Origin of the sequence: Acinetobacter sp. AOR12_HL (assembly GCF_027855275.1) — a bacterium.
Classification (GTDB): Bacteria; Pseudomonadota; Gammaproteobacteria; order Pseudomonadales; family Moraxellaceae; genus Acinetobacter; species Acinetobacter baumannii.
Map to the genome: position 1 here is coordinate 18,807 of NZ_JAKTIJ010000036.1, position 25,893 is coordinate 44,699.

The window sequence follows — 25,893 nt, forward strand, 5'->3', positions numbered from 1 at the left end:
AGTCTTCACAAAGACTTCATTGAGAGTTCGCGAATTAAGAATTAATTTATCTTTCCAATTCCATCCTGTTTTTGAAATTAAAAATGCGCTTAAAACATATTGTATTAACAACTTGTCTTTTCAGCTCGACTCTAGCAATGGCGGAGTTACCCCAAGATTCAAGAAGACCCGGTGGTATTGCAGTTATTCCTTTAACTTCGGATATTACTCAGGTCACTTTTCAACACAAACCGGTTTTAATTAGCCAAGAAGGACAGCAGCGTTATGCTGTTTTCGGCATTCCGTTATCTACTCCACTTGGTAGTGTTCAACTCGATACCAATAAAGCCCCTATTCAAATAGAAGTTAAATCTTATCCATATGCTGAGCAACGCCTTAAAGTTACCAATCAAGACTATGTAAATCCCAATCAAAGTCAATTAGATCGTTACGCTCAAGAAGCTAAAGAACAAAATGATGTATATAGTTCATTTACGCAAAGTTCGTGGCAAGCCTTACCAAAATTTATACGCCCAACTTCGGGTAAATTTACCAATTCTTTTGGAAGAAAACGCTTTTTTAATGGTGAAGAACGTGCTCCACACTCAGGTCTAGACATCCCAGCACCAATAGGCCAAAAAGTAGTTGCTCCAGCAGACGGTGTAGTCGTTCAAACAGGTCATTATTTTTTTAATGGACAAACTGTATTAATCGATCACGGCCAAGGCTTAATTAGTATGTTTTGCCATTTAAGCGAGATAAAAGTAGAAAAAGGCCAGCATATTCGTCAAGGGGAAACTTTAGGTCTAGTCGGTAAAACAGGACGTGTCACAGGCCCTCATTTACATTGGGGAATGAGCCTTAACAATGCACGGGTAGACCCTCAACTTTTTCTAACTACGACTCATTAATTTAAAGCTTTACGAAAGTACTTTGGCGCTTCGACATAGCCTTCTCTTAGGTAAAATTGATGTGCCAAAGGTCTTTGTATCCCCGAATGAAGTTCCATTCGGTCACAACCACGTTGCTTTGCTAACCGTTCTGCTTCTTGCACAAGCAAATGTCCCACTCCTTTACTACGCATCTTCTCGTCAACACACAGATAACATATTTTGGCAAACTCACCTTGTAAGGCAATTTGTGGAATAAAATAAAGCGATAAAACTCCATACACTTTTAAATCGTCAGCTGCGACCAACGTAATCGCATTAGGATCTTTACTTAGTATTTGAAATTGTTCCTGAACTACTTTTAAAGGCTGTGAATATCCCATTTGTTTAAGTAAATAACATATGGTTTCGGTATCTTCCCATTGTGCTAAACGGATATTCACTTAACTCTCTCCTTTTATTTTTTTAATTATTCTTATCATAAAAAAAGCCAACATGACTGTTAGCTTTTTATTTTTTAGGCATTCACAAATAAAATTACGCTGCTTCAATAATTTCAAAATCGTGAGTAATTTCTACGCCACCATCTGAAAGCATTTTACTTGCTGAACAATATTTCTCAGCTGATAGCTCTACTGCTTTTGCGACCTGTTTTTCTTTTACAGCTTTACCTGTCACTACAAAGTGTAAATGGATCTTGGTGAAAACTGCCGGAATTGCATCTGCTCTCTCAGCTTTAAGCTGACATACGACATTCGTCACATCTTGACGGGATTTCTTTAAAATAGTCACAATATCAAACGAAGCACACCCACCAAGTCCCATTAATATCAACTCCATAGGACGTGGTCCACGGTTTTCACCACCGTACTCAGGTGAGCCATCCATCACTACACTATGACCGCTCTCTGATTTCGCTTCAAAAGCAACATTCTCTAGCCAATGTACACTTGTTTGCATTGCAACTACCCAAAAAAAATTATAAATTTAAGCAGGGTCTGTTGACATTTCATCTATGGATTGCGTAATAGCTAAAAATTAATCCAAATAAAACGCAAAACACAGACAAGGGCAATCCTTTGTCCAGTTTTGTAATAAAGTTTGTTAAATTTCAGCCGGAATCTGAGGTGCAATTAAAGCATCTTTGATGCAGCGCAAGGCCAGATTTTTGTTCGTTTCGTTGTTAAGCTCTATTGATTTAGAATGACTAAATTCCATAGTTCTTGCTTCGTAACGTCCAGAAAAATTGTCTTATGTCGCAACCATCTGTGAAATGTCAACAGACCCTTGTTTTGTACACTAACATAAAATGAGTTGATAAGGAATTTCATCTCTTCTGTGTAATAGCTCATCTCGAGCTTGTGTGAATTGTTTACCCTATTCGGAACATATCAAGCATGACTTCAAATTTTTCACAACTCAGCACAGATGCTTTATCTCCGGGGCAACTACCTGAATCCGTTAAAGCATTGTTAAAACGTGCTCACATCAACAGATATCCAAAACGAACCACAATTGTTGATGCCGGAACAGAGTCAAAATCTTTATATTTAATTTTAAAAGGCTCAGTTTCAATTATTTTACGTGAAGACGATGAACGTGAAATTGTTGTGGCATATTTGAATCCTGGTGACTTCTTTGGGGAAATGGGGCTTTTCGAACCGAACCCTCAACGTACAGCTGAAGTTCGTACCCGTGATGTCTGTGAAATTGCAGAAATTTCATATGACAACTTCCACGAACTGAGCAAACAGTATCCAGATCTCAGCTATGCCGTTTTCGCGCAACTCGTTCGTCGTTTAAAAAATACAACTCGTAAAATGACCGATCTTGCATTTATTGATGTGTCAGGTCGTATTGCGCGTTGCTTAATCGACCTATCTTCACAACCAGAAGCAATGATCTTGCCGAATGGCCGTCAAATTCGTATTACTCGACAAGAGATTGGACGCATTGTCGGGTGTTCACGAGAAATGGTTGGCCGTGTATTAAAGACCTTAGAAGATCAAGGTATGATTCAAACTGACGGTAAAGCTATTTTGATTTTTGATACTTCATTAGAAGAAACCCCAGTCACTGACGAAGACTATGATGACGAAGAATAATTACTCGTAATTATTGAATAAAGAGCAAACTTCGGTTTGCTTTTTTTATATGCAACAATGAGTTAATACACAAAGCTTACAAACTATTCTGTTTTTATGATTTAAGTTGAATACATATTCTCCGTTAGGCTAACTTAAAATTTCTTAAGGATTTCGCAGTATGCAATTTAAACCACTTGGTCACACTGGCATTAACCTTCCTGAAATTTGCTTAGGTACCATGACATTTGGTGAGCAAAATACTCAACAAGAAGCTTTCGAACAACTCAATTACGCTTTAGAACACGGTTTATATTTTTGGGATACGGCAGAGATGTATTCTGTGCCTCCTAAACCAGAAACATATGGAGCAACCGAAACCATCTTAGGCAATTGGTTTGCACAGCATGGTCAGCGCGATAAAGTATTCCTTGCTTCAAAAATTGCAGGTCCTGGTTTTGGTGGAACACATATTCGAGAAGGCCATACCAAGTTTAATAGTGAACATATTTCGCAAGCGATTGATGGCTCTCTCAAACGCTTACAAACTGATTATATTGATCTTTATCAATTACATTGGCCTGAACGCCATACCAACTTCTTTGGAACACTCGCTTATGGTAATCAACAAGCCCAAAATGATTACGATACTACTCCCTTAGAAGAAACATTACTCGCTCTCCAAAAAGAGATTAATCGAGGCCGCATTCGTTACATCGGCTTATCTAATGAAACACCGTGGGGCACCATGAAGTTTCTTCAGCTTGCTGAAAATTTAGGTGTGAGTAAATTTGTGAGTGTGCAAAATCCGTATAGTCTGCTTAATCGCACCTATGAAATCGGTATGTCAGAAATTGCCAAATATGAGGGTGTAGGTTTACTTGCATACTCTCCTCTTGCTTTTGGTTATTTAACTGGCAAATTTAGAAATGGGGCTCGACCAGCCAATGCCCGCGTTACACTCTTCCCTCGCTTTAGCAGATACAGCAACCCGCAAAGTGAATGGGCAACTGAACAATATGCACAGCTTGCTGAAAAGCATGGTTTAAGCCTGACTCAATTGGCTCTAGCTTTTATTAAGCAGCAATTTTTTGTGACGAGTACAATTATTGGTGCAACCAATTTAGATCAGCTCAAAGAAAATATCCAAGCTTTTGAAATCGAGCTTTCACCAGAGATTTTACAAGGCATTGAGGCTATTCATATACAACAGCCTAATCCTGCTCCTTAAAAACAAAAACGGATGCTCAAGCATCCGTTTTTAACATCAGTTCTATAAATGTTAAAACTTACTTACGACCATTATAAATAGCTAATGCCGCAGGTAAATTCTTACGCATGTCATTAATACGTTGAGCGTTTGATGGGTGAGTAGACAAGAAAGATGATCCACTGCCTTCAAGCTTGTTCATTTTTTCCCAAAGCGTAATCGCTGCATTCGGGTTATAACCTGCACGCGCCATTAGCATTAAACCACCTTGGTCAGCACGGCTTTCCAAACTACGAGAATATGGCAGACCCACACCTACTTGCGTGCCTAACTGAGCCGCAGCCGCGCCTAGTTGACTCACATTACCACCATTAATCTGACTTAAGCCAATATTTAACGCTAAATCAGTTAAAGCTTGTGCGCCAATTTTACTTTTTGCATGCTCTTCCAAGGCGTGAGTCATTTCATGGCCCATAACTGCTGCAATTTCAGCATCAGTCAAGTTCAGTTTATTTACAATACCTGTGTAGAACACGACCTTACCACCAGGTGCAACGTAAGCGTTAATCGTATCTGACTTCAATACAGCCAATTGCCAACTAAATGGCTGGCCTGTCTGATTCATTTGATTCGCATAAGGTTTTAAACGGTTAAAAACCGCATTAATACGGTTATAGGTACTTGAACTTGTATCTAAAGCACCTTTACCACGCGCTTCCTGCACCATTTTATTGAAACTTTGCGCAGATTGAGCATTTAAGGTTGCGGTATCTGCACCTGCCATATCAGCCATTGTGGCACAACCAGAAATTGTTACTGCACCTGCTGCACACAAGCTTAGAACGAACTTTTTATTCATTAACATGGGTCACCTAAATCGTTAAAAAACTGTTTATTCTTTTGCACTTATTATAAGAAATACCACTCACGCTTTAAATCTCTCATTTCTTCACGATCATAGTATTTATGTAACGGTCAATTAGATAAAGTCATCAAATAAATCCAGAATATTAAACATATTATGTTTAAACCAAGATAAACATGACTTAAAGTCTTAACTTTCTCTTCAAGATTAGGATTTTTCCTCTTCCAGAGTAAATAACTGTTTTGTATGAGAACAACAGGAATGAGGACACAAGCAATCAGGACAGAAAGACTCATAAATGCCGTCATGAAGAAGTCCGGATTATAATTTTGACCATAAATAATCAGCATTGCTAATGTGGGTGAACCACCTATAGCAAATAAAAAAGAATAAAAAATGGTTTTTGAAATAGTGGGTTGCAGCTTCATCCTGAGCCTATGATTCCTGAACTATATATCATGTTTTAATCTGAATCGAACCAAACCAAAACTGCACTTTAGTAGGGTATAAAAAAAGCCCCCTTTTAGGAGGCTATTTTTATCTTTGCGAATTACGCAGAGAATGGATGACGTAAAATGATTGTTTCTGCACGGTCTGGACCAGTTGAAACGATATCAATCGGACATTCGATTAATTGTTCAATACGTTTTACATAAGCCAAAGCATTTGCAGGTAATTGGTCAATGCTCGTTAAACCAACAGTTGACTCGCTCCAACCTGGCATAGTTTCATAAATTGGTTTCAAGCATTCGAAAGAAACCGCATCAGAAGAACCTACACAACCTGAATCTGTATTTTCATAACCCACACAGATTTTCACTTCTTCTAAACCATCTAAAACGTCAAGTTTAGTTAAGCAAATACCTGAAAGTGAGTTTACATCTACAGAACGGCGTAAGATTTCAGCATCAAACCAACCACAACGACGTTGACGACCAGTAGAAGCACCGAACTCATGACCCACAGTACCCAAATGTTTACCAATTGGGTCACCAGAATCACTCGCAGCATCGTAAACCAATTCAGTTGGGAACGGACCAGCACCTACACGTGTTGTATAAGCTTTCGTAATACCTAATACATAATCAAGATGTAAAGGACCCATACCTGAACCAGAACTTACACCACCAGCAGTTGTATTTGAGCTGGTAACATACGGATAAGTACCGTGGTCGATGTCTAGAAGTGAACCTTGAGCGCCTTCAAACATTACAGCCTTACCTTCTTTGCGGTAGTCATGTAATACTTTAGTTACGTCAATCACTAATGGAGCAAGAACTTCACGCCATTGGTTGCAAAGAGCCAATACGTCTTCAAATTTAACCGCTTCTACACCGTAGAACTGAGTCAATTGAAAGTTATGTAACTCTAGCATTTCGGTTAGTTTTTCTTCTAACGCTGCACCACCACGAACAAGGTCAGCAACACGCACTGCACGGCGCGCAACTTTATCTTCGTACGCAGGGCCGATACCACGACCTGTAGTACCGATTTTAGCGTTACCACGTTTCTTCTCACGTGCCTGATCAAGAGCAATGTGGTTAGGCAAAATAAGTGGACAGTTTGGAGAAATGCGTAGACGCTCCTTAACCGGAACACCTTCAGCTTCCAAAATTCCCATTTCTTCAATTAATGCTGCTGGTGAAAGCACCACGCCATTGCCAATTAAGCACAATACGTTTTCACGTAAAATGCCTGATGGAATGAGGTGTAATACAGTCTTTTTACCACCTACGACAAGAGTATGACCTGCGTTATGTCCGCCTTGATAACGTACTACCGCAGCCGCCTGATCTGTGAGCAGGTCGACGATTTTACCTTTACCTTCGTCGCCCCATTGGGTACCAAGTACCACAACATTTTTGCCCATAATAGCCTCATTACATCATGCTGTTAAAATTGGAAACCATCAGTAAAAAACTTACTGCTGGCGTTTAAATCTTTTCAATATTCCATTGTCCGTTTTGCAATACCAATTGATGTGTTGCATAAGGAATAGAACTTAAATCATCATTACCTAACAATTGAACTACACGTAAACCCTCTGAACGCGCATTCGCAATTGCTTTAAGTAAATCAGCTTCTGTACCTTTAGGTGCCACTACAGTTTCGATTTCGGCAAACTGGTTCGCACCTAAAGCATATAAATCACAACTAAAACCGGTAGCCGGACGTGCACGACCGAAGTGTTCCCCAATACCATCATAACGGCCGCCTTGCGCTAAAGGTGCGGCACGATTTGGTGCATAAACTGCATACATCAAACCAGTGTGGTAGTGGTAACTGCGAAGTTCAACCACGTCAATTCCAACATTAAGTGCTGGCCAACGGTTTTTAATCTGTTCGAGAGTGGTTTTAAGTGCATTTAATGCAGCATCAAATTCAGTATCTTTTAAAATATCTGCACTTAAATGCGCTTGTAAGGCATCTAAATCACTTGCATAACGGCCAAGTGCATAGAAATCTGAACCCATATTTAAATTTTGGGTAAATTCAGCTAACTCAGGTAATGCTTTTCTTTGATAAAGATCAGATAACTCATGCTCTTCATTTTTAGAAAGACCAGCATATTTTACTAAGCTACGAAATAGACCTACATGCCCTAAGTCTAAATGTGCGCCTTGCAAAGTATAGGCATTTTCAATTAGACCAAGCATTACGTCGACCATTTCGACATCAGCTTCAATACTATCGTGCCCATATAACTCTGCCCCTAATTGTAAAGGTGCGCGAGTCGCATTGAAATTTTGTGGTTTTGTATGTAATACAGTCCCTGCGTAACAGTAACGTGCAACACCTTCAACAGGTCTTACATGTGCATCAATACGTGCAACTTGCGGTGTCATATCAGCACGGATACCGAGTAAACGGCCTGAAAGCTGGTCAATCACCTTAAAAGTTACTAAATCCAGGTCTTGATTTGATTCTGATAATGAAGACAACGATTCGATGTATTCGATAAATGGTGTATATACCAGTTGATAACCTCGTACTGCGAGGAAATCTATAGCTTCACGGCGAAGTTTTTCAATGACTTGCGCCTGTTCCGGCAATACATCTGCTACCCCGTCAGGCAGCAACCATGTCTCTGAAATGGTCATATTTCAAGCCTAAAATCTGATCAACGTGGAACGACCCCACATAAAAAAATCGGGAACACACCCGATTTCTCTTAGTGTAGCATGATACTTTGTGCCATGCACCTGACAATTTGCATAAATCTTTCTTAATAAACTCTAAAGTCAAAAAGTAGACTCTATGAATTAAAAATAATATTCAAAGACTTATTGTTTTTGACTTCTATTATCAATAAAAGTTCTTAGACCAAAGAATGGGGGAATAACTGAACTATCACCCGGTTTCCAATTAACCAAATTTAACTTTTGAAAGAATCGCACAAATCCAATAAACGATTTGCATAGCCCCATTCATTATCATACCAAGCAAATACTTTGGCTTGATGTCCAACAACCATGGTCTGAGTTAAATCAACAATAAGTGAATAGGGTGAATGATTAAAATCACTTGAAACTAATGGTTCATCTGTTACAGCCATAATTTCTGCATAATCTGTTTGAGATGCTTTAATCAGCAATTCATTAATATGATGGACCGTAATTGGAGATTGCGCGATAAACGTTAAATCAATTGCCGCTACATTAATGGTAGGTACCCGAATTGAGTAACCATCAATACGGTCTTCCATTTTTGGCATCACACGCTTTAAAGCACCAAGCGCACTAGAAGTAGTCGGGATAATGTTTTGTCCAGAAGCTCTAGCACGACGCAAATCACGATGCGCATGATCAAGCACAGACTGATCTGCTGTTACCGCATGAATTTCGGTCATAAGCGCTGTTTCTATGCCAAATGCATCATCAATGATTTTAACCAGTGGAACTAAAGCCTGTGTCGTACATGACACACTCGATATAATCTGATCAGTCGCTTTCACATCAGCATGGTTAACACCATAAACAATTGCAGCATCAACATGATCAAAAGGCGCAGCGCCAATAATAACCCTTTTAGCCCCTGCTTCTAAATGGCGGGTAGCATCAGCATGGGAGCGGAATAAACCTGTACACTCAAGTACAACATCAATTTTTAAACTTGCCCACGGTAAAAGTTCCGGCTGTTTTTGCTGCAAAACTTCAACCTTTAAGAGTCTCTGGTTAGATTGAATATTTAAATAAATCTTTTCATTTTCAATGGTGATATCAACTTTGCCATTAAAACGACCATGCGTTGAGTCATATTTGAATAAATGTACCAGTGTATGTACATCTGCTATATCGTTAATCGCCACGATTTCAAAATGAAATTGTTTCGGGCTCTCAAACCAGGCACGTAAAACATTACGTCCAATCCGGCCAAACCCATTAATGGCGATACGTTGCATGACCTATCCTTATCTACAAATCGAGAAGCGAAAGAAGGCATATAGTAAAACACGTCATGGCTAATTGAATATAGATTTTTAGCCAAATCACAGTTTTGTAAGATATTCCCTCTAAAATCGTTGGTTCGGTGGGGTTTTTCCGTTACAATTTAGCGTTTTTTAAAAATAAGCCCCGTATCACATGCGAGTTTTGTGAACAAATAAACTTGTGGTGATGCTTTTAGCCAAATTCGAAAATATGGAGTGACTTGGTTGTGAGTACTCGTTTAATGACATCTGCTGAAATTCGTGAAGCATTTTTGCGCTACTTTGAAACGCAAGGGCATACACGTGTTGCATCGAGTTCTCTTGTTCCTGCCAACGACCCAACTTTATTATTTACAAATGCTGGGATGAACCAGTTTAAAGACTGTTTTTTAGGTCTTGAAAAACGTGATTATGTACGTGCAACAACCTCACAAAAATGTGTACGCGCAGGCGGTAAACATAACGATTTAGATAATGTTGGTTATACAGCTCGTCACCATACATTCTTTGAAATGTTGGGTAACTTCTCATTTGGTGACTATTTCAAACGTGATGCTCTCAAGTTCGCATGGGAATTTTTAACTAGCGAACAATGGCTTGCTTTACCGAAAGATAAACTTTATGTCACGGTTTACCATACTGATGACGAAGCTTATGACATCTGGAATAAAGAAATCGGCCTAGCACCAGAACGTATTATCCGTATTGGTGATAACAAAGGTGAAAAATACGCATCAGATAACTTCTGGGCAATGGGTGATACAGGTCCTTGCGGTCCATGTTCAGAAATTTTCTTTGACCACGGTGAACACATATGGGGTGGTTTACCTGGTTCACCTGAAGAAGACGGTGACCGTTTCATTGAAATCTGGAACAACGTTTTCATGCAGTTTAACCGTACTGCTGATGGCGTACTTCACCCACTCCCTGCTCCATCTGTAGATACAGGTATGGGCTTAGAGCGTATTTCTGCCGTACTGCAACATGTTAATTCAAACTATGACATTGACCTGTTCCAACACTTATTAAAAGCTGCTGCAAACATCATTGGTATTGAAGATGAAGGTCAGCCTTCTTTACGTGTAGTTGCGGACCATGCCCGTTCTTGCTGCTTCTTAATTGCTGATGGTGTAAACCCAAGTAATGAAGGACGTGGTTATGTATTACGTCGTATTATCCGCCGTGCTGTCCGTCACGGTAACAAGCTTGGCGCAACAGGTACGTTCTTCTACAAAATGTTGCAACCATTAATTGAAGTAATGGGACAGGCTTATCCTGAGTTAGAAGCTCGCCGTGAAGTCATTGAAGCAACATTAATTCGTGAAGAAGAACAGTTTGCTAAAACCTTAGAGCAAGGTTTAAAACTCCTTGAAGGTGAACTTGCTCAGTTAAAAGATAAAACTATTCCGGGTGCGACTGTATTTAAACTTTACGACACTTACGGTTTCCCAACAGATTTAACTGCTGATATTGCACGTGAACGTGGCTTTATTATTGATGAAGCAGGTTTTGAAGTTGAAATGGCTGCACAGCGTCAACGTGCGCGTGATGCTGGTAAATTTGCTGTTGACTATAACAACATTGTAAAAGTTGAAGGCGAAACTCAGTTCGACGGTTATACCAACACAACCGGTCAAGGCCAGATTGTAGCGATCTATAAAGATGGCGTACAAGTTGATGAAGTTTCTGAAGGCGACGAAGCACTTATCGTTTTAAACCAAACTCCTTTCTATGCTGAAAGCGGTGGTCAGATTGGTGATACTGGTATCTTCAAAAACGAAACAGGTATTTTTGAAGTTCAGGACACGAAAAAGTCTGGTGGTGCCTTTGTTCATCAAGGTATTGTGACTGTTGGTAACCTTAAAACCAATCAAAATGTAGAAGCGATTGTTAAAGCAGACATTCGTGAAGCTACTGCGCGTAACCACTCAGCAACTCACTTGTTGCATGCTGCCCTTCGTCAAATTTTAGGTTCGCATGTACAACAAAAAGGCTCTTTGGTTGCAAGTGATATCTTACGTTTTGACTTTGCAAATGACCAACCTGTGTCATTTGAACAACTACAACAAGTTGAACGTCTCGTAAATGCTGAAATCATTGCAAATACTGCCGTAACAACTGAACTACTCGACATTGAAACTGCGAAAGCAAAAGGCGCAATGATGTTGTTCGGTGAAAAATACGGTGATGAAGTTCGTGTGCTCTCTATGGGCTCAGTCATTGACGAGAAAAACTTCTCAATCGAACTTTGTGGCGGTATTCACGTAAAACGTACAGGTGATATTGGTTTATTCAAAATCACTTCTGAAGGTGGTGTAGCTGCCGGCGTACGTCGTATTGAAGCAGTGACCGGTACTAAAGCATTAGAAGTAGTACAAAAAGCTGATCATGATATCCAGCACATTAATAGCTTATTAAAAGCACAGAAAGACCAAACGGTTGAGCGTGTACAAGCCAATGTAGAATTGGTTTCTGCATTACAAAAGCAGATTGAACAACTCAACCAAAAATTGGCAAACTTCCAAGCGGCTGATTTGATTGACCAAGTTCAAACTATTGCTGGTCGTCAAACGCTTATTACTACTGTTCAGGGTGTTGATGCCAAAGCGCTTCGCAACTTACATGACAGTGTAAAATCAAAATTAGAGAACGCAGTGATTGTGTTAGCAGGTGTAGAGGGTGACAAAGTCAGCCTGCTTGCATCAGTCGCGTCGCAATACACTGCAAATCTAAAAGCAGGTGACATCATCAAACATTTAGCGACCGAGTTAGGTGGTAAAGGTGGTGGTAAACCTGACTTAGCACAAGGTGGCGCGCCACTTAACGAGAAGTTTGGACAAGTTATGGCAGCATTACCTGCTTGGCTTGAACAAAAATAAGACTTCACTTTTTGTGTAACTGACCCTGACAAGCCTCTCAGGGTCATGGCTTATATGGAACAACTATGGCATTAATCGTTCAAAAGAATTAATGCCATTTAGCCACTCTAAGACACACTAAGACAAAAACAACAATAAAAGCCTTATTTCTCAATATTTCCCCCATTTTTAATATAGACACACTAAGACATTTTAGGACAGAATAAGCCCTATCAATTATGTACACATACGTGTACATATTCGCACTTATCTCTTACTTGACCAAAATTATGTACACAGGTGGACTATGGCTTTAACTGAAGTGTGGCTAAAAGCTAATAACGGCAAGGCACGTGATAAGGTTGAAGAAATAGCAGATCGGGATTCAATGAGTGTCAGAATCTCACCTAAAGGTAAAATTGTTTTTCAGCTTAGATATCGTTTTGCTGGAAAAGCTGAACGCTTAGACTTGGGCACCTACCCTCATATGTCACTCAAAGATGCACGCATTAAAGCTGGTGAAATGCGGTCGCTTTTAGATAAAGGAATGAATCCTAAAGTTGAGGTTCGTGTACAGCAGCAAAAATACATCGATGCAAGCACATTTGAAGATGTCTTTAATGATTGGTATGAAAGTTATTGTCTAAAGAAGAAAACATCTGCCCAGCAAATTAAGAATACTTTTGAGCAGCATGTAATACCTGAAATCGGTGATTTACCAGTTGAGCGCATTACTCTGCAACAATGGTTAGCCTTACTTGAAGAATTAGCAGATGATGTACCTTCTATTGCAGATCGAGTTTTAACGAATGCAAAACAGGTCCTTAAGTGGGCTAAAAAGAGACAATTACTTGAGGTAAATGTTTTATCTGACATCTATGCCAAGGAAGATTTGGGAATTGAGCGAAATAGAGGAACCAGATTTCTATCTGATGATGAAATAAAAATGGTATGGCTGGCTATTGAAGAATCAAACATTTTGCCTAAAAACAAAATTTTCTTGAAGTTATGTTTAATGTTTGGGTGTCGTAATGGCGAACTCAGAAAAGCAAAAAAGACTGATTTCGATTTAAAAAGGAAGGTCTGGATAGTTCCGGTATTCAATAACAAGACTGGTAAGAAAACAGGCCGTGAAATTATTCGACCTATCCTCCCAGAAATGGAAGATTTGATTCTGGAAGCATTCGAATACAACGATTCTGAGTATTTCCTGACAAATGATAATGAAGATACCCCTATGAGCCATGGTTCTTCTAATTCATTGCCAGCTTACTTAATGGAGCGCCTAAGAAGACATCATGACTATTTTATGAAGCATTGGTCCCTTCATGACCTACGAAGAACAGCACGAACTAACTTCAGTGCATTTACATCGCGTGATGTGGCTCAACTCATGATTGGCCATGTAATGTCTGGCGAACAAGGCACGTATGATTATTATGAGTACCTACCCCAGCAAACTGAAGCATATGCAAAATGGTTAGAAAAAATTAAATCACTTACTAAATAATTGAGAATTAAGAAATGAAATATTGGGTTTACTTTTATATCGAGCATACAATTAAATATGGTGAACCTTTCTATAAAGAATCTGGGTGGTCTTTGGGTTTTAAGAATAATTATATTGTTGTAAGTTTGATGCATAGCTGACGAAGGTTTATTAAATAATTTTAGAGGGATCTTAAAATGTGTGCTAATTACGAACCAATACATTTTATAAAACGAAACAAGTCTATTTTGCTTCGTTTTATATAAATTAAAAATATATTTATTTACATTGGCTCAACATATCAAGTTTGTTATTTACTACCTTAGTTTTTACATCCAGCAAACTTAACAAACTTGGGAATAAATTATCCTGACTTAACTTTTGTTTAGTTTGTTGGCTTAAACAATTCACTTGAGCAAGATTATGTTGTTTCCAACTTTCAGAGAACCACATAATCATTGGTACATGTGTTTGTTGGCTCGGTGCGATTGCATAAGGTGAACCATGTAAATATAAACCATGTTCTCCGGTTGATTCGCCATGATCAGATAAATACCATAAACCTGTCTGATATTTTGATATTTCTTTTAGAGTATTAATCATTTGGCTTAATACATGGTCTGTATATACAATTGTATTATCATAACTATTTAGCAATTCGGTTTGCGAACAGCCCTGTATCGCATTCGTATCACAAGTCGGTTTAAAGGGTTGATATGCCTCAGGTGCACGCTTGTAATATGCAGGCCCGTGACTACCCACCTGATGCAGGACAATCAAACGCGGACGATCATCATCTTTGGCAATAGTACCCAAATACTGCTTTAAGCTGTCAATGAGAATGTCATCATAACATTCGCCATCTTTACACCATTTTTTCTTTAAGTTTTCAGGAATTTGGTATTGCTCAACGCGATCACATGCACCTTTACAACCCGAGTTATTATCAATCCAAGTCACTTGGTAACCCGCACGTTTTGCAATATCTAGTAAACCTTCGCGGTGACTAGCTAATTGCTCATCATAATCTACACGTGGCATACCCGAGAACATACATGGCACAGAAACCGCTGTTGCCGTACCGCATGAGCTCACTTGCGAAAAGTTGAAAATATCTTGTTTAGAAAGCTCCGGATTCGTATTTTTTGCATACCCATTTAGAGAGAAACTTTCGGCACGTGCCGTTTCACCTACAACAAGTATCATTAACTTAGGGAGGTTCTTTTGTACTTGCTGAACTTGATGAGCATCTTGTCCATATATCACAAGAGGCAGATTTTTCTTCGGAGCCTTCTTATGATAGTAAGACATAAGCGATGAAATACTATTTTGCGGTGAAATCATCCCTTTTAAATCACGATGCTCACGAAATATTGCAGCGAAATCGACATAGTAAGTAAAAAGTAAAACACAGACCACTGCAAATGAAGCTACCAGTGAGAATACTTTCTTCAATAACAACCGTGATGCTTTTTCTTGTTTAAATTTAACTTGAGAAATTAAAAAAATGGGCAAAATAACAAAAAAAACTGTCCATAAAACAAAGCGCAAAGAGATTAAATCGGTAACTTCCGACACATCGGTCTGGACCATATTTTGAATTTGGTCGGGTGAAATAATGACACCCAATGTATTTACAAAATAAGAGCTAAAACCACCAATAAATATCAATAAAATTGCAAAGATTTTGGCAGTCCATTTCCAATTTATTAATTGAAAAATTAAATTATATGCCGCTATTAAAATAACTAATGTCGCCCCTAAGAAAAGAACTGACTTAATACCATTATAAGGTGTAAGTTGATGGATTTTTTTAAAAAAACCTATATTCAGAAATAAACCTAGCCAGATAGATAAAAGCAAATTAAAATTTAATAGTGTAATATTATTACATATCTCTTTGAATTTTAAAAAATTTACTAGCATTTAAAAACCACTAAACATTAAAAACTCGAAATCTTAGCTAGTAAAACTTAAATAGAAATTAAAAAATGAGCTTAGTAACCAATAAGAATACAAAGCTATATTATTAAAAACAAATCATTAAGCTCATCTTAATTTTAAAAATTTATTGTTTGATAAATTTATCATTTGAGACTCTTAGATGAATAATTCAAGTCATGAAATGAGTGAGTATATAACTAAAGTCCCCCAAGTTACCCTTCTATTCTGGATTACTAAAATCTTCGCAACTACTTTTGGTGAAACTGGCGGAGATAGTTTTTCAATGTCATTGAAACTTGGGTATTTAACTAGTACTTTTATTTTTGCCATAGTTTTTATTATCTTATTGATCTGTCAAATTAAGGCAAAAAGTTATAAACCATATTTATATTGGTTTACCATTATTGCGAGTACAACTGTTGGTACAACATTAGCAGACTTTGTCACTCGATCTTTAGGTATTGGTTATAGTGGAGGAAGTAGCTTACTCCTCGGCTTAGTCATCTTCTCATTATTGGGTTGGTATAAAGTTGAAGGCAGCGTCTCCCCTCATACCGTTAATAAACCTAAATCAGAAGTCTTTTATTGGTTAACAATTACCTTTAGCCAAACTTTGGGTACAGCTCTTGGTGACTGGTCAGCAGATACGATTGGATTAGGCTATAGTGGCGGGATTGCTCTTTTCTCAGCACTCATTTTATTGATGGTGTTTTTGTATAAATTCACTTCTGTTTCACGAACATTTTTATTCTGGAGCACTTTTATTTTAACTCGTCCTTTGGGTGCTGTAGTTGGAGACTTTCTAGATAAGCCCCTTTCCGCTGGAGGTTTAGACTTAAGCCGTTTTGCAGCATCAGGAGTAATATTAGTTGCTATTTTAATATGTATTTATTTTAGTAAAAATAATCAGTTAGGTAATGTAAAAAATGCATAAATTGTAAAAGCTCTCCTCAGAGGGCTTTCACACAAATACCCACATTCACATAGTTGTTGATAGTATGAGCTGTGCATCCTGAAAATAGAATGCACAGCAGTGTGATTGTGAAAGCTATCTTTGAACGTCTGTATTGAAAGAAAGTCATATAACAACCCGATTGGCAATCCAACCATAGAAAAACTGTTCCTGCTTTGGATTACGCTCACAGATTTCAATGTAGCGTTGTCCTTGCATAATGTTCAGAACTCGAACTAAAACTTTTTCGCCTTCTTTCCCGCGTTTTGACAAGTATGTTTTAAGAGCACCTAGCGTTTCTGAACCATAAACACCGTCTACTTCTAAGTCGGGGAACCCTGCTTTACCTTGGTTATTAAGCAAGTTCAAAGCTCGTTGTAAAAGTGGTTTTGCAAAGCCGGTACCGCAATTCACACCAGTATCTAAAAGTTCTTCAGCTACAGCAGAGGAAATTGCATTAACCTGATCAAAACGTGGAGCAGTCCAATAGTTTTTGCGATAAATTGCTTTGGCCACATCCAGAGGTAAATCTCGCATATTGCCTTTGAATCCATTTGCTCGAGCAACTGCTTCAGTAATTCCATACTTAGTTGCACCGCCCCGATCAGCTGGGTTATTTACATACCCGCCTTCACGCTTAATTAATTCATCAAGATATTTTTCAATATTCATTTCGGTTTCCTTCAGATATAAAAAAACCGCCCGAAGGCGGTATTAACTGTTTTCAATGTCTTTTCTGGCATTCTTAAACTCTTTGATCACTTCAACGATCGTTTTACCTTCCTGTTTATCTATAAAATTAAAAATCCAACGGACTAAAGCCCAACCGGGTAAACCACAAACAAAGAAGAACCCACCTAGAGCAATCATCCCCCATACATCAGTAACCCATTCATGAAGTCCCCACTTCACAATAATGAATGAGCCGCCAGCCAAACTTGATACAACCGTACAGATCAAACCAACTGCCCACTCTTGTGGTGAGCGTGGCATACGAGTCATTAATACAACTGCTGCAACCAAGCCGACTGCTAAAGTCACCATGATTGCAACCCCATATAATTTTAAAAGTGCTGTAAAACCGCTTGTAGAAACTGGTTCCATGCCTTTTACTCCAGAATTAGGCAATAAAAAAGCACCCATTTGGGTGCCGTGTTTTAGTTAAAATCAAACTTCTAAAGTCGCCTGTGTCACTCTCGCCGAGTAGTTCCATGATGTAGGTTTCCAGACATCACGCGCCGCAACCCGAATGTAATAGGTTGTGGTCGAATCCAGATTTCCAATTGTGCAGGCATTCTCGGTACCGGTCCAACTCGCTGCCAGCGTTTCCGGATCAAAGCTGGCATTTTTACTGATCCACACTTGGTAATCTTTCAAGTCTGGTACTTCACTTAGTATCCATGTCACCGTGATTGAGTTGGATGTAGTTGATGTATAGACGTTAGTCAAGATCGGTGGCACTGGGTTGCTGATATTCAGATCTGTAAAAGTACTTGTACTGTTGGCTGTTTTACTGGCAACACGAACGGTATAGTTTCTCTGTATTCCATCTACCTTAGCCTCGTCCATGGAATAACTATAATCAGTACTGGGTGTTTCAACAGTTCTGAGTAATTGACTACCAGATAAGATTTGCACCACATAACTTTCCGCACCATATGCAGGTTGCCACTGCACTTTAAATGACATTCCAACAAATGGCGACTGCAGTGATAAACCCTTCACACCAGATGGACGCCCACCATTTAAAGTATGGCTATAAGCTGTGACTTCATCTAAAGTTTGTTCTTTCTGCTGCAGACCATTGAAGCTGGTGAATTTGAGATAGATGGTTTTATCAATCAGATTCGAATTGAATTCATGCTGAAAGATCGCTTTATCTATTCGAACAAAGGATTCACCGGCATTATGCGCTAAAGCATCATCAAACCGTCCACGTAACACACCACCAAGCGTATACAAGCCAGATCCGTTTAAGGTTGCTTCGACATAGCTGACATATTCATCACCGACTCTACAGAGCGTTGTATTCACCTGAGCATCTTCAGACGTCCCACTAAAAATCTGACTTGATGTATTTAGCTGCACTTGCATAGATGAGGTGCTGGCATTAATTGCAGTAACCAACTGGCCATAGCGCGCAGATCCGTAAATTGTTCCAATCATTTCATACGTTGTATTGTCTAGACTCGCCCAGACATTACAGCCGCCCCAGTTACTTCCGCCTGATGCTGCTACCCATACCTGATTTTTACCATCCGTCAGATCGAGCGGCGGTTCAAAGATTACCGGCGCATTAACATTACCTGGTTCCTCGTTACCCCCCTGATATCCGTTTGATGCCTGTAAGTCGTATTCAACGGCTGAGCGTGAACCTAAGGCCAGTTCTTCTGCAGTCACTGTGAGTAATCCGTCCTGATCCTCCTCGATACGCGTGATACGCACTGGGAAGCGATCTAAACCCAAAGACTCATCTGTGAGCGTCACGATATCCATCGGCTCGAGTCGGCAGTACTTCCAGCCCAGATCAAACTCATATTCATTGCGCACGTAAAGTTTGCGCTGTAGCAATAATTGCACAGCATGTCGGGCAATCTTCGGCTCACAGAAAAAGTCGTACTTCACTGGATCCTGAGTGCGTAGTCCAAACATTTCAATATTGGCCTGATCCTTGGCCTCAACGGTTTCAGTGTTGTACTGATTGAAGCGATTCACGTACTCAATCTGACAATGATTAAACGCATCTGTATCACGGCTACGCTTCACGCGAACGGGCTGATCATCACCAATGAAGTCATCATCTGTTAAATGATAGGCTGGTGTCAGATCCGGTGTAAACGTGACTCCATTTCCAGATACCGCAGTGTCACCATATGAGCGAATTTTTAAACCATCCGGGCTGGGTACGATTGCACAATTTACCGCCTCAACAATTTCATTAATGATTTCATGAGCGGCACGTTGTTCTGTCAGTGCAGGGCTGATAAATAAGCCGGTTGCTGTACAGTAACGTCGAAACTCTGACAGATCTGCCATGTTTAAGTTAGGTGCAGCACCGTAGCGTGGATGACTAATTAGATCCTCAACAACGTCGGCCGGATTAGCATCATGAATCGTATCTGAAAACGTAATGTCGCTAATCACTTCAAAGTTATGATTCGATAATGATGCACTACCACCTAAGTCATAATTTGCACACGCGATATAGCCGAGAAATGGATAGTGTACTGCCTGATCAGGATGCATTGACGCCAGATAACCCCACACTGGGTTATGATCACCGTCGAAGAGTTCAAATCCGAGTTGATCAATTGGCTTGAGCTGCACACCGCCTTCAGTTTTTGGAACAATCTGCTCCTTATCTCGCCAGATATTGCCAATATCGCGTATTTTGGTTTCGCATAAACCCAGCATTAACGATGCGCTGTATGTATACGTTGTATTGCTTGTTTTCGTTTTACCGCCCTTACCTCCCGACTTGGTTGTCGTAGTATGCGCAGTCGATGAGAAATCGCCATACCAGAACATATTCGCAGCCAACCGGTTTTTGCCGTAGACCAGTGGCTGGCATAGTCCATATGCAGATTGCTGAACACGCATAGAGTTGATGCGGTTGTCTGATGTACTGATTGTTGTACTACCAAAGATTCCACCCATTATTTTTTCAGCCTCTTCATACGAAAAAACCCGGCGATTCGCCGGGCTAAACTTCCTTTGGTACCATCTTGAAGAATGACTCCCAGATGGATATATGAATGAATGATTGTTGGCCATTCAACGACAATTGCGCCATGGCTGACACATTTGCCAATTTTATAAAGCACAATATCCCCCGGCTCTGGTGGCCCGTCCACTTCAAAGCAGACACTCCTGATATGCTCAAGATAGCGCTCACCCATCTGATGCATATGCCAGTCTGGCGGATACGGACGCGGATCTAAATGGTCCATGAGTCCAACTTTTTCATAGACCTCACAGATCAGCGTACCGCAATCCACACCCACGCCTTTGACACGGCCTTGGTGGTGATATGGGGTGCCGAGCCAAGTCAGTGCTTCTTGAACAGCGAGCTGGTTTTTCTGCATAGACTCCCCTAAATTTTGGTAATAAAAAAACCGCTAAATGCGGCCTTTTATATCATCTTGGTTTCAGACAACGCTTCAGGCTTCGGGCGCTCAGCTTCGTACTGCTCTTCTGAAATGAACTCGACGTTGTGAATTGTCGAAAGTGTATTTGTGTCAGATAGCTCACCCATTGTGATGACAGCACCAGTGTCTTTATCTATAACTTTGTAGAACTGCCCATCTGTAATTGTATAATCAGTCATTATGCTTGTCCTCCATCTGTAATTGTCCAACCTGCACTTACTAAATTTGCTCTAGCACTCGAAGATACAGAAGAATATTTTGATAAACCCATGCCCAATAATCTAGGTTTAATTCTTGATGCCCACTGGTTTCTTCTTGTCGTATTTACATCTAGCCATAAAGCGTTCAAGAAATCATCATAATAGGATGTTCTATATGCCTTACCCTCCATGAAAGAATCCAAAGATACCTCTACGTTGAACTTAGGACACCATGCTGCTAGTGGCTGATCAAACGCCGTTGCATATGCAAACATTCTCCACATGTCCAAACACGCAGACACGTTCCATGATTCCACAGGCTGATTAAATGACAAAGCTTCTTCAAAGAACTGCGCAAGATCCGTACACACAGATACATCCAAAGCTGCCACTGGCTTATTGAACGACTTGGCTTGGTGCATGAACATCCTTAATGCTGTGCATTTAGAGAAGTTGAGGTTCTCGATGGTCTGATTGAAGGATTCAGCCCCCATGAACATTTGACTAGCCGTCACAACAGATCTTGTATCCCAGTTACTTAGTGGCTGATTAAACGACTTAGCGTACTTGAATAAGCCATCCATGTATTCGACCTTTTGAACATTCCAGTCGTTCAGGTCCTGATTAAACGCATGGGCGTTTTCGAACATATACGATATATTTGTGGCAGAAGACGTGTCCCAGTTGCCAATAGGCTGATTAAAAGACTTGGCCCAGCCGAACATAGATGAAAAATCAGATACCTTAGAGGTATTCCATTTATCCAAAGGCTGGTTGAAATCAACACAATTCGCGAACATCCCTGCAAATGCAACGGCTGATTCCGTTACCCATGAATTTAGGGGCTGATTGAATGGAGTCCCTTGAAACATAGAAGAAAACTCAGTTATTTTCCTAACATCCCACAAGCTCAAATCCTGATTGAAATTAGGGGAATTATGAAACATACTTACGGCATATACTACGTCAGACATGTCCCAGTCTGATAAATCATATGCCACAAATTGGTTCCAAAACATCTTAGCCATACTGTTAATAGTATACGGTCTTCTAGAGTAATCGATCTTCATCTGATCTGGTTTGTTTCCGCCACAGAGAGATGTATCGGTAAGATAATTGTTGAACATCAACTGACAACTTTTCAGACCATCATCGATTTTTATTTTAAAATAACATACTATTTGTCTAGGTAAAGTTAACTCAGTAGTATCAATCGCGATAGGGTTCTCTGGAACTACCAGTCTATCTGGAACATTTGCGGCCCATGCGACGAATTTGCCTCCGTTTATGGTGATAGGGTTTTCAGCATGTGAAAGGCCCCATGTCCAGAGTTCAACCTCGTCGGCTCCGTTAGTTCTGCGATAAATCGCAATATTGCACTTGCCTAATTTAGGGAATACTTTAGATCTAGTATTGATAGATCCGTCTGTTTTAAGTAAAAGAGTATTTGACATATCTCACCTGATTAATTGATTAACCATACCGTATCTAGGTAGTTGATTCTGGCATCGATATACCTATATGCCTGCTCTAGATCTGGATAATTACTATTGCCGAAGATCGGTGTTACCCCCCATTTGGCTTTATCTTTCGAATAGATGTTTCTGGGGATATTTCGGGCTACTTCCACATAATGCTTAACTACCGCATATGTAGATATGTCTCCGCTTTTTCTTAACTTTGTGTAAAGCTCACGGATTTGAGGCAGATATACTTGTCTAAATCTAGGCCAGATATCACCACTGACAATGAAACCTGTTTGAGTGGCTCCCGCGTTTTCGCCAGTAAACCAGTTTAAAGTCCAGTCCAAATCGTAAGGCAGAATAGACCAGTGGATATTGTCCCATGTCATGATATTGTAGTTATTGCCATTGATATCCCAATGCCCAACTAATTCAGCAAAGATGTAAAATATCAACCAGTGAGGTAAAACCAAAACAGAAGCGTGGTTTTGATAATTACTATCTAAGTCCTTAGTAAAGTTGAAAAGTCTTTCGATCGAGGTTTGTACCGCAGCAAATTTACTGGGTACAGGCCCTTGGTCTTCATATCCTGACATTTTAGGAGACTTTATTTCCCAGTCATGTGGATCAAAACTTTGACTCAAGTGTGCATCATATGTTGCACTATCTAAAAAGATATGGTTCAAATCAGCATTGTTAAGTGCGTAATTTTGTCTAGTTTTCTTTAATCTTAAGGTATATAGACCATAAAACTGATTATTTAAATAGACAACACAAGGTATTCCGTGAGGATAGTACTTTGCATCAGCTGTGTATTCTGCATCTACTTTCCTATCAGTATTTGCTTGATAAATAATATTATTTACTTTGCAGTAAGGATAATCCAGTTTTCTTACAAGGCTATTCCAAAATCTGTAGCCACCTTGGTCGCGGAAATGGGTAGGGTCCCTGTAGAATCCCTTTAAGTGAAAAGAGTCAGTGGCGATCATGCTACCTACTTTGACCTTGAGCGATTCCATATCTGAATTAAAAAGATCCAATGTGTAGTTTTTCTTATAGTCGTATGCTGACCCTTGACCTTGGACCGTTACTTCCATGTTTGATTTGAAAAATGTCTGAGAGTTAGATGGGTCACTAAACGAACACACACCCGATACAGTTGTCTCGCCTAAATCGGTAGGCGGCTGGCCCACCATAGTGAAATCGATCCTGTAAAAACTCAATTCAGGGATGGCGATTTCGGTTTGCTCGATCACTTCGTCTGATGATTCCGAGCTGCTACCGAAAGGAGTAACTACTTCATCTGCTATGATTTTTGTGAAATACCACTCACCTTTAGAATTCAAAGAGGCAAGCATGTTTCCTGTATTATCGGAAACTGCAAGAACCGTGTCTCCACCAACCTCACTTGTAGATTCGATATTCAAATCAATATTTGAAAGATCAAATGAACCTCTTACCGTTCCATCTCTTCCAATTGAGAATAAAACATTATCCAAAGCATCTGAAATGATGAATAAGTCATCTGGGGTTGAGGAAATTGTATAAGGATTATTCGAGGTTTCTACTTTTGTTAAATTTGCGCCATCCCAAACATAAAGCCCTGCATCGTCTCCCCGAGCAATACGTACGGTAGAATTAGCAGGTACATTTATTTTATCTGCATCAAATAAGGCCATTGTTGCATAGCTATAGTTGCCACCTTGCGCCTCGACTAAATCAAGTGACATTTGACGAATATGATTGAGCAAAACGGTTAATGCATTTTTAAACTGTGATTCGGTGATAGTGTTCCCGATAAAATCGTAATCGCTCGGTACAGTCATTGGGTTACCCTCAAGAACAAAAAACCCCGCGAATGCGAGGCTTAGAAAGTTAAATTTGATTAAACGGATGTTTCAGGGATTGGTATAAAAGGCGCGCCGCGGAAACGGGAAAAGTTATTTAAGCGGTTCTGGCAAGTTTCCAGACGCTTGTCGCAACCCGGATACACCTTGATTCTCTGCCCCACCTCAGGATTTTCAAGTAATGGCAATGTAAGAAGCAGCACATCAAGCTCATGCAAACGAATCGTGCGTTTAAGCCCTTTGTTTCCACCTTCTAAAAACTCAATCACCCCTTGCGTGAACCAGCCCTGCGGCTGGTTGATATCACACAGGATCCGCGATGCAGTACTGCCAGCAGCAATCGTAGTTTCAAGCGCATAATTTTCACGATTCAAACCACAGGCGTGATCAAACAGTGTATTGCTGCAGCTCGGTTGGTATAAATTACGTGGCATCTGCACATTCAGTTCATCCAGATCTGATGCGACACTGGCCTGTATCGTATTGCGATCAAACTCAGGTTCAATAATCCGGCCTTCAAACAGCTTAATGGTTCCCGCGCTGGTATCGGTAGGTGTATTGGCATCCATGAAAATACGTTCAAGCTTGAAACGTGCACCGTCCATCTGACCATTGTGAAAGGCTTGGACAATACGCAAACTTTCAAAAGTTTGTTTATCTGTAACATCAATTGTTATAGATAAATTATCCACTTCTACACCCAATGATAATGTGATGCCATCCCGACTAATGATGGGACCATCAGAATGATAAAGTTCACCCGCAACAATGAGATCAAAGTCATAATTGGTGTATCTATAGATATCATTCTGGATCGTCGTGATCGTATATAGATCCGCCATCACGAACTGATTTGCATCAAGTAACGCGATCAGTTTTTCCGAAGCTGCTCTCATACTTTATTCCCCAGTGAGCCTACCATTTCAACTTTTCCAGCTTTCCAGAGTTTGCTCATAAAATTGGTGTACTGCTGTTCATCATCTGCAAAGCGGCAGCGATAATAATAGGTGCCACTGATCGTAATGGATTCACCCGCGGCCAATGGAATAGGCATCTGCAGCAAACCATTTGTAGTAATACCGAATTGAAGTAACCACATTTGACTTTCAGGATCTGACCACATCGGTTTTGATGCATTCTCACTCCACATCAACGGATCTTCACTCTGTTCCGCTTGGGTATGTTGTAAAGGGATCTGAGTGGTATTGATCTGCTTATAAAGCTGGAATGACGTTTGAACACCATCGCCAATGAATGTGCACTGAAATTCATTATCCTCAGGCATCTTGAAAAGAAATGAATCAAATGAGCCACGGCGTTCAAGAAAAAACCCCTCAAGCTGCTGTAATTCCTTGCGTCCTTTGCTTTCACGAAGAAAGGCAAAGGACATGCTGATTTGATACTTGGGTACCGCCTGATAACTGGCCCGTAGCTCGCGGCCGTTTACGGACTGCATGATCTTGGTATTGAACATCGGGGTTTTGGTGAGATCCCACTCTAAACCCGGCAGTTCAGGAAACAATACGTCTGACATG

General features: G+C 40.0%; 23 protein-coding genes and 1 pseudogene. 6 read left to right on the plus strand and 18 right to left on the minus strand.

The genetic code is table 11. The features are described 5' to 3' along the window. Positions 1-83 precede the first annotated feature (83 nt). A complete protein-coding gene (locus MKL36_RS16540) occupies positions 84-890 on the plus strand; it encodes a peptidoglycan DD-metalloendopeptidase family protein (RefSeq protein ID WP_021510948.1) in 807 nt (268 codons plus the stop codon). Here MKL36_RS16540 and MKL36_RS16545 read toward each other — a convergent pair. From MKL36_RS16545 to MKL36_RS16555, 3 genes and pseudogenes are all read right to left on the minus strand, one after another. Beyond that, positions 887-1,312, minus strand: coding sequence for a GNAT family N-acetyltransferase (locus tag MKL36_RS16545; RefSeq protein ID WP_001026236.1), 426 nt, complete (start codon positions 1,310-1,312; stop codon positions 887-889). The two genes, MKL36_RS16540 and MKL36_RS16545, sit on opposite strands and share 4 nt — an antisense overlap. A gap of 94 nt (positions 1,313-1,406) precedes the next feature. Then, positions 1,407-1,829, minus strand: a complete 423-nt coding sequence (locus tag MKL36_RS16550) for an OsmC family protein (protein WP_001195082.1) — start codon at positions 1,827-1,829, stop codon at positions 1,407-1,409. 78 nt (positions 1,830-1,907) lie between these two features. Further along, a pseudogene (locus MKL36_RS16555) lies at positions 1,908-2,027 on the minus strand (hypothetical protein). A gap of 239 nt (positions 2,028-2,266) precedes the next feature. Between MKL36_RS16555 and crp the strand changes: the two are divergent. Both crp and MKL36_RS16565 read left to right on the plus strand, forming a co-directional pair. Next, a complete protein-coding gene (gene crp, locus MKL36_RS16560) occupies positions 2,267-2,974 on the plus strand; it encodes a cAMP-activated global transcriptional regulator CRP (protein ID WP_000203217.1) in 708 nt (235 codons plus the stop codon). A gap of 160 nt (positions 2,975-3,134) precedes the next feature. Further along, on the plus strand, positions 3,135-4,184 hold the full coding sequence (locus MKL36_RS16565; RefSeq protein ID WP_001159805.1) for an NADP(H)-dependent aldo-keto reductase: 1,050 nt from the start codon (positions 3,135-3,137) through the stop codon (positions 4,182-4,184). A gap of 58 nt (positions 4,185-4,242) precedes the next feature. Here MKL36_RS16565 and MKL36_RS16570 read toward each other — a convergent pair whose 3' ends face one another. From MKL36_RS16570 to gap, 5 genes are all read right to left on the minus strand, one after another. After that, on the minus strand, positions 4,243-5,022 hold the full coding sequence (locus MKL36_RS16570; RefSeq protein WP_001034598.1) for a M48 family metallopeptidase: 780 nt from the start codon (positions 5,020-5,022) through the stop codon (positions 4,243-4,245). Between the two features lie 116 nt (positions 5,023-5,138). Next, the gene (locus tag MKL36_RS16575) at positions 5,139-5,456 is read right to left on the minus strand and encodes a hypothetical protein (protein ID WP_000776215.1); all 318 of its coding nucleotides are present in this window, start codon (positions 5,454-5,456) and stop codon (positions 5,139-5,141) included. Between the two features lie 122 nt (positions 5,457-5,578). Further along, positions 5,579-6,898 (minus strand): adenylosuccinate synthase, encoded by a 1,320-nt coding sequence (locus tag MKL36_RS16580; RefSeq protein WP_000517794.1) that lies wholly within the window; start codon positions 6,896-6,898, stop codon positions 5,579-5,581. 64 nt (positions 6,899-6,962) lie between these two features. Beyond that, positions 6,963-8,129 (minus strand): ATP phosphoribosyltransferase regulatory subunit, encoded by a 1,167-nt coding sequence (locus tag MKL36_RS16585; RefSeq protein ID WP_000155682.1) that lies wholly within the window; start codon positions 8,127-8,129, stop codon positions 6,963-6,965. Positions 8,130-8,404: 275 nt separating this feature from the next. Next, positions 8,405-9,430, minus strand: coding sequence for a type I glyceraldehyde-3-phosphate dehydrogenase (gene gap, locus MKL36_RS16590; RefSeq protein ID WP_001188823.1), 1,026 nt, complete (start codon positions 9,428-9,430; stop codon positions 8,405-8,407). Positions 9,431-9,699: 269 nt separating this feature from the next. On the opposite strand from gap, the gene alaS reads away from it, so the two are divergent. Both alaS and MKL36_RS16600 read left to right on the plus strand, forming a co-directional pair. Beyond that, a complete protein-coding gene (alaS, locus tag MKL36_RS16595) occupies positions 9,700-12,336 on the plus strand; it encodes an alanine--tRNA ligase (protein ID WP_000199453.1) in 2,637 nt (878 codons plus the stop codon). A 286-nt stretch (positions 12,337-12,622) separates the two neighbouring features. Continuing rightward, complete coding sequence (locus tag MKL36_RS16600; RefSeq protein WP_114203993.1) at positions 12,623-13,825, plus strand: tyrosine-type recombinase/integrase; 1,203 nt, start codon at positions 12,623-12,625, stop codon at positions 13,823-13,825. A gap of 258 nt (positions 13,826-14,083) precedes the next feature. On the opposite strand, the gene MKL36_RS16605 is transcribed toward MKL36_RS16600, so the two are convergent. After that, complete coding sequence (locus tag MKL36_RS16605; RefSeq protein ID WP_270909001.1) at positions 14,084-15,730, minus strand: phosphoethanolamine transferase; 1,647 nt, start codon at positions 15,728-15,730, stop codon at positions 14,084-14,086. A gap of 178 nt (positions 15,731-15,908) precedes the next feature. Here MKL36_RS16605 and MKL36_RS16610 point away from each other — a divergent pair, with 178 nt between their 5' ends. Further along, positions 15,909-16,682: a COG4705 family protein gene (locus tag MKL36_RS16610; RefSeq protein ID WP_001066070.1), complete on the plus strand. Its 774-nt coding sequence runs from the start codon at positions 15,909-15,911 to the stop codon at positions 16,680-16,682. A gap of 144 nt (positions 16,683-16,826) precedes the next feature. Here the strand turns inward: MKL36_RS16610 and MKL36_RS16615 are convergent, their stop codons facing one another. The 9 genes from MKL36_RS16615 to MKL36_RS16655 form a co-directional block, all read right to left on the minus strand. Further along, positions 16,827-17,372, minus strand: coding sequence for a glycoside hydrolase family 108 protein (locus MKL36_RS16615; RefSeq protein WP_002121604.1), 546 nt, complete (start codon positions 17,370-17,372; stop codon positions 16,827-16,829). A 42-nt stretch (positions 17,373-17,414) separates the two neighbouring features. Continuing rightward, positions 17,415-17,804, minus strand: a complete 390-nt coding sequence (locus MKL36_RS16620) for a hypothetical protein (protein ID WP_000433912.1) — start codon at positions 17,802-17,804, stop codon at positions 17,415-17,417. 63 nt (positions 17,805-17,867) lie between these two features. Beyond that, positions 17,868-20,357 (minus strand): phage tail protein, encoded by a 2,490-nt coding sequence (locus tag MKL36_RS16625; RefSeq protein WP_270909002.1) that lies wholly within the window; start codon positions 20,355-20,357, stop codon positions 17,868-17,870. After that, positions 20,357-20,785 carry an NlpC/P60 family protein gene (locus MKL36_RS16630; RefSeq protein ID WP_001171474.1) on the minus strand — a complete coding sequence of 143 codons (429 nt, stop codon included), beginning with the start codon at positions 20,783-20,785 and terminating at the stop codon, positions 20,357-20,359. The genes MKL36_RS16625 and MKL36_RS16630 overlap by 1 nt, the downstream gene beginning before the upstream one ends. Positions 20,786-20,832: 47 nt before the next feature. Continuing rightward, positions 20,833-21,027 carry a hypothetical protein gene (locus tag MKL36_RS16635; RefSeq protein ID WP_000133295.1) on the minus strand — a complete coding sequence of 65 codons (195 nt, stop codon included), beginning with the start codon at positions 21,025-21,027 and terminating at the stop codon, positions 20,833-20,835. Continuing rightward, entirely contained in the window at positions 21,027-22,502 is a 1,476-nt protein-coding gene (locus tag MKL36_RS16640; RefSeq protein ID WP_252174979.1) for a BspA family leucine-rich repeat surface protein, read from the minus strand. Before MKL36_RS16640 ends, MKL36_RS16635 begins: the two co-directional genes overlap by 1 nt. A gap of 11 nt (positions 22,503-22,513) precedes the next feature. Then, positions 22,514-24,337, minus strand: a complete 1,824-nt coding sequence (locus MKL36_RS16645; RefSeq protein WP_252174980.1) for a CotH kinase family protein — start codon at positions 24,335-24,337, stop codon at positions 22,514-22,516. Between the two features lie 59 nt (positions 24,338-24,396). Beyond that, entirely contained in the window at positions 24,397-25,254 is an 858-nt protein-coding gene (locus tag MKL36_RS16650) for a DUF2163 domain-containing protein (RefSeq protein WP_270909003.1), read from the minus strand. Next, positions 25,251-25,892, minus strand: a complete 642-nt coding sequence (locus tag MKL36_RS16655; RefSeq protein WP_119062753.1) for a DUF2460 domain-containing protein — start codon at positions 25,890-25,892, stop codon at positions 25,251-25,253. The genes MKL36_RS16650 and MKL36_RS16655 overlap by 4 nt, the downstream gene beginning before the upstream one ends. Between the last annotated feature and the right edge of the window lies 1 nt (position 25,893).

Bases quoted from the DNA above. Each gene is read 5' to 3' on its own strand.
- MKL36_RS16610 (WP_001066070.1), top strand. From the start codon at position 15,909: ATGAATAATTCAAGTCATGAAATGAGTGAGTATATAACTAAAGTCCCC.
- MKL36_RS16640 (WP_252174979.1), bottom strand. From the start codon at position 22,502: ATGTCAAATACTCTTTTACTTAAAACAGACGGATCTATCAATACTAGA.
- gap (WP_001188823.1), bottom strand. From the start codon at position 9,430: ATGCAACGTATCGCCATTAATGGGTTTGGCCGGATTGGACGTAATGTT.
- crp (WP_000203217.1), top strand. From the start codon at position 2,267: ATGACTTCAAATTTTTCACAACTCAGCACAGATGCTTTATCTCCGGGG.
- MKL36_RS16635 (WP_000133295.1), bottom strand. From the start codon at position 21,027: ATGACTGATTATACAATTACAGATGGGCAGTTCTACAAAGTTATAGAT.
- MKL36_RS16645 (WP_252174980.1), bottom strand. From the start codon at position 24,337: ATGACTGTACCGAGCGATTACGATTTTATCGGGAACACTATCACCGAA.
- alaS (WP_000199453.1), top strand. From the start codon at position 9,700: ATGACATCTGCTGAAATTCGTGAAGCATTTTTGCGCTACTTTGAAACG.
- MKL36_RS16625 (WP_270909002.1), bottom strand. From the start codon at position 20,357: ATGGGTGGAATCTTTGGTAGTACAACAATCAGTACATCAGACAACCGC.
- MKL36_RS16605 (WP_270909001.1), bottom strand. From the start codon at position 15,730: ATGCTAGTAAATTTTTTAAAATTCAAAGAGATATGTAATAATATTACA.
- MKL36_RS16655 (WP_119062753.1), bottom strand. From the start codon at position 25,892: ATGTCAGACGTATTGTTTCCTGAACTGCCGGGTTTAGAGTGGGATCTC.
- MKL36_RS16575 (WP_000776215.1), bottom strand. From the start codon at position 5,456: ATGAAGCTGCAACCCACTATTTCAAAAACCATTTTTTATTCTTTTTTA.
- MKL36_RS16615 (WP_002121604.1), bottom strand. From the start codon at position 17,372: ATGAATATTGAAAAATATCTTGATGAATTAATTAAGCGTGAAGGCGGG.
- MKL36_RS16620 (WP_000433912.1), bottom strand. From the start codon at position 17,804: ATGGAACCAGTTTCTACAAGCGGTTTTACAGCACTTTTAAAATTATAT.
- MKL36_RS16600 (WP_114203993.1), top strand. From the start codon at position 12,623: ATGGCTTTAACTGAAGTGTGGCTAAAAGCTAATAACGGCAAGGCACGT.
- MKL36_RS16580 (WP_000517794.1), bottom strand. From the start codon at position 6,898: ATGGGCAAAAATGTTGTGGTACTTGGTACCCAATGGGGCGACGAAGGT.
- MKL36_RS16585 (WP_000155682.1), bottom strand. From the start codon at position 8,129: ATGACCATTTCAGAGACATGGTTGCTGCCTGACGGGGTAGCAGATGTA.
- MKL36_RS16630 (WP_001171474.1), bottom strand. From the start codon at position 20,785: ATGCAGAAAAACCAGCTCGCTGTTCAAGAAGCACTGACTTGGCTCGGC.
- MKL36_RS16540 (WP_021510948.1), top strand. From the start codon at position 84: ATGCGCTTAAAACATATTGTATTAACAACTTGTCTTTTCAGCTCGACT.
- MKL36_RS16650 (WP_270909003.1), bottom strand. From the start codon at position 25,254: ATGAGAGCAGCTTCGGAAAAACTGATCGCGTTACTTGATGCAAATCAG.
- MKL36_RS16565 (WP_001159805.1), top strand. From the start codon at position 3,135: ATGCAATTTAAACCACTTGGTCACACTGGCATTAACCTTCCTGAAATT.
- MKL36_RS16570 (WP_001034598.1), bottom strand. From the start codon at position 5,022: ATGAATAAAAAGTTCGTTCTAAGCTTGTGTGCAGCAGGTGCAGTAACA.
- MKL36_RS16550 (WP_001195082.1), bottom strand. From the start codon at position 1,829: ATGCAAACAAGTGTACATTGGCTAGAGAATGTTGCTTTTGAAGCGAAA.